General features: G+C 48.6%; 5 protein-coding genes. All 5 read left to right on the top strand.

The genetic code is table 11. The features are described from left to right. Positions 1-589, top strand: a 589-nt coding sequence (gene purM / locus KDK19_RS11690) for a phosphoribosylformylglycinamidine cyclo-ligase (RefSeq protein WP_257292010.1), incomplete at its 5' end; no start/stop codon positions are given. A gap of 80 nt (positions 590-669) precedes the next feature. Then, on the top strand, positions 670-1,335 hold the full coding sequence (gene purN, locus KDK19_RS11695; RefSeq protein ID WP_257279914.1) for a phosphoribosylglycinamide formyltransferase: 666 nt from the start codon (positions 670-672) through the stop codon (positions 1,333-1,335). A 122-nt stretch (positions 1,336-1,457) separates the two neighbouring features. Then, on the top strand, positions 1,458-2,210 hold the full coding sequence (locus KDK19_RS11700; RefSeq protein WP_257274949.1) for a DUF3108 domain-containing protein: 753 nt from the start codon (positions 1,458-1,460) through the stop codon (positions 2,208-2,210). Between the two features lie 141 nt (positions 2,211-2,351). Further along, a complete protein-coding gene (gloA, locus tag KDK19_RS11705; RefSeq protein ID WP_257274948.1) occupies positions 2,352-2,759 on the top strand; it encodes a lactoylglutathione lyase in 408 nt (135 codons plus the stop codon). An 81-nt stretch (positions 2,760-2,840) separates the two neighbouring features. Beyond that, entirely contained in the window at positions 2,841-3,962 is a 1,122-nt protein-coding gene (gene mltC, locus KDK19_RS11710) for a membrane-bound lytic murein transglycosylase MltC (protein WP_257274946.1), read from the top strand. Positions 3,963-4,153: the final 191 nt, after the last annotated feature.

A 4,153-nucleotide genomic window follows, 5' to 3' on the forward strand; every position in this document is an offset into this window, starting at 1 on the left:
GTATCAGGGCGAAGACTATGACCTGGCAGGCTTCTGTACAGGTGTCGTTGAAAAGTCCAACATCATTGATGGCAGCAAAGTCGCCACCGGCGATGTACTGATTGGCCTCAAGTCCAGCGGCCCCCATTCCAACGGTTACTCCCTGATCCGCAAGGTTCTGGAAGTCAGCCAGGCAGACCTGAGCACTCAGGTAGACGGTAAACCAATGGCTGAAGCCCTGATGGCTCCAACCCGAATCTACGTCAAACCCCTGCTGCAGCTTCAGAAAGAAATGCCAGTCCACGCCATGGCACACATTACCGGTGGAGGTCTGACTGAAAACCTGCCAAGAGTTATTCCTGAAGGTTGTGCCGCCGTCATCAACACCGAAAGCTGGGAAATTCCGGAAGTGTTCAAACATCTGCAGCAAGCTGGCAACATTGCCCAGTCAGAAATGTATCTGACTTTCAACTGCGGTGTTGGCATGGTGATCTGCGTTCCCAAAGAGCAGGCTGAACAGGCCGTTGCCAGACTGAATGAACTGGGCGAGGAGGCCTTTATCATCGGTCATATGGAATCGGGCTCCGGCGACAAAGTCGTTTACCGTTAAGAGAAAGAAAGGCTTGCCCGACACTCTCTGAGCATTGTTCAGGCCTTTCTCCATTGCAGAGAAAAATCTTGAGAGCGGAAATGACGAATAACCATCGAATCGTCGTATTACTATCGGGCAGTGGCACCACTTTACAGGCCATTCTCGACCAGCAGAATCAATACAGCTACAAGGTGGCTGGAGTACTCAGTAACCGTCCTGAAGCCTATGGTCTGGAGAGGGCCCGGAAAGCAGGGGTTGACACCTGTAGTCTCGACCACAAACGCTACCCCAGCCGGGAATCGTTTGATCTTGGCCTAATGGAACGTATTGATGAGTTTAAACCGGATCTGGTGGTACTGGCAGGCTATATGCGCATACTCAGTAGTACTTTTGTCAAACACTACCAGGGAAGACTGATCAATATACACCCGTCCCTGCTCCCCAAACATAAAGGTTTGAACACCTACCAGTCAGCACTGGATGCCAATGATAAAGAACATGGAACATCGGTTCACTATGTCACCGAAGAGCTGGACAGTGGCTCTGTTGTTATGCAGGCGACGCTGAATATCACATCTGCCGATACAGCGAAAACACTTGAACAGAGAGTTAAGGTCATGGAGCATCACCTTTATCCCAAAGCTATAGACTGGATTGTTTCTGGCCGAATAATGACAAAAGACGATGTCATATCACTTGACAATAAGCCGCTTGGCCCCCGAGGATATCGCATATCTGAAAAAAGTATCGTCTCAGCAGAATAACTCCGTTTTAGACTTTCGTGTTTTTTCGGACATTAAAAACGGTTTCATTGATGAATGGCGATAAGCTGTGAAAGTCTCCCTGTTACCCATGGGAGGTTTTCACCTAAAAAGGAATTATCCTAATGATCCTTTTCAAGAGCGTCCCTGCCCTGATGGTTTCTGGCCTTCTGATCGCCAGCTCCTCTTCCCTTGCAAAACCCATAGAAGTTTCATTAAAGCCATTCACAGCGGAGTATAAAGCGGAAGTTTCCGGTATCAGTGGCTCGGGCACTCGCAGTCTGAAAAAAGAGGGCGACCAGTGGGTACTGAATTTTGGCGCCAGTGCATCGGTCATCGTCGCCTCCATCAGTCTGGATGAAACCAGTCGGTTCAATTTACAGAAGGGTCAGGCACTTCCCCGGGATTACCAATACGAGCGCAAGGGGATAGGCAGCAAACCAGCTAAAACAGCCCGCTTTGACTGGAAATCTATGGAAGCCTCCTGGCAGCAAGCTGACAAACAATCGAAGATCCCATTTAAATCTGGCGCTCAGGATCCTCTTTCATACCAGCTTCAACTTCGGCTGGACTTGAAGGCAGGAAAAAAAGAGCTGACCTACCCGATTGTTGACGATGATGAAGTCTACGAAAGGCGGTTTGTGATCGAAGCCGATGAAGTACTGAGTACCCCTGCCGGGCCACTCAACACCACCCGCGTAAAAGTGGTCCGTGAAGATAACGACCGCGAAACCTGGATCTGGTTTGCAAAAGACTGGGACTATGTTCTGGTGCAACTCCATCAAAAAGAAAAGGGTTCAGACTATCTGATTCAGTTCAAAGGCGGTGAGCTGGATGGCAAAGCGATTAAGGGCCTCACTCCCACTCCAAAAAAATAGATCGATTGGGGGGCTGAGCTAATCTCCGTTCATGATATCTATTGGGCTGACGGGTTATGCTTTCCGGCAGCTAATGGATTCCGATAAGATGGCACTTCCTGTTTCAACACTCTTTCACCCTCTGAATATCAGGAGCTTTCTGTGAGACTTCTCCATACAATGCTTCGAGTGGGCGATCTTGATCGTTCCATTGCTTTCTATACCGATATACTGGGTATGAAGCTGCTTCGCAAGCACGATAACGAGCAATACGAATATACTCTGGCTTTTGTTGGCTATGCCGATGAATCAGAACAGGCCGTCATTGAACTGACCTATAACTGGGGCACGAGCGAGTATGACCCTGGCACAGGTTTTGGTCATATAGCTATCGGCTTTGATGATATCTATGCAACCTGTGACGCCATCCGTGCCAACGGCGGAAAGATTACCCGTGAGCCGGGCCCGGTCAAGGGTGGCACAACAGAGATTGCCTTTGTAGAAGATCCCGATGGCTATAAGATCGAAATGATCCAGAACAAAAGTGCATCTTCGGGACTCAGGGGATAAACACGCCATCACAGGGAAGTGAATCACTCAATGCCAGACAATCAAAAACCTTTCGCTAGCTGCATCAAAAAGATTCAGAGAATGGCTGGCCTCTGCCTGATGCTCCCTCTGCTTTTGAGTTGCTCCAGCAATACCGCCATTAACTACGCGACCGATGTTGTGGTCCGTGAGTTGGGTGGACCGGTCGCTGACGTCTACTCAGCGGTTCAGACAGTCAAATCCGTCCAGAAAGATGTGATCGCCTTTGAAGCCCTGGTTCGGATTCTGACAACAGAGGCCCGTGTTAACTGGGGTGACGAAAAAAGTGCCAGTAAGAAGGAATACGTCAAATACACCAACCATTACCGTACCCGGGTATTCGTTAACTTCGAACAGGGTAAGGTTCATGTTGAAACATTGGATAGACAGGATCTGAAAAAGGCTATTATTGTCACCCTGCTGACGCCTTACAACCCTGATGAAGTTGACCTGTTCAGCGACAAAGCAGTCCCCCTCGGCGAGGAGCCTATGCTCTACGGACAGGTTGTAGATCATCAGGGGCACCCCATACGCTGGGAGTGGCGAGCCAGCCAGTATGCTGACTACCTGATCAACCACCAGTTAACCACTCGTGCCAGCAGTAAGGGTACGGTTTACTCCGTTGACCTTGATCTGGTTGGCGACCATATGATCAAAAGGCAGTATCAATATGTCGGCATCGTTCGACAGATGTCGCAAAGATACAAGATCAAGGAAAGCCTTATCTATGCCGTCATGAGGACAGAAAGCAGTTTCAATCCCTATGCAGTGAGTCATGCTAACGCCTACGGCCTGATGCAGATTATCCCTTCGACGGCAGGAAGAGATGTCTTCAAGCTGGTCAAACGTCGCAATGGACAACCCAGCAGGCAATATCTTTTCAACCCGTTTAACAATATTGATGCAGGCACCGCTTATCTGCACCTTCTCGAAACACGCTATCTAAAAAATGTCAAAGATCCTCTGGTGAGGCACTACGCCATTATCTCTGCCTACAACGGGGGAACGGGGAATGTTTTGAAAACCTTCCACTCCAATCGCACCCGAGCTATGGAAATCCTCAACCAGATGAAACCTGAAGAGGCCTATTGGGCGCTCACCCGCAGGCATCCCAGGCAGGAATCTAGAAACTATCTGAAAAAAGTTACCAAAGCTCAGAAGGACTTTTATAAAGGTGATGTCTAATTTGACAGCACAACACGCTTATTTTCTTGAATTACTACTTGCCTGATCTATCTTTCCTCACTTCATAATTCGTAACGTATGGATCGAATAATGAAACAATCGCTTTTTGCTACACGGCTGTTGCCGCTTTTGTTTCTGTCTGCCATCTGTCAGGCAGAATCGTTAACAAGACGTTTTGTTGTCGAGTATAA

The sequence above is a fragment of the Endozoicomonas sp. ONNA1 genome (genome assembly GCF_024606325.1).
GTDB lineage: Bacteria > Pseudomonadota > Gammaproteobacteria > Pseudomonadales > Endozoicomonadaceae > Endozoicomonas_A.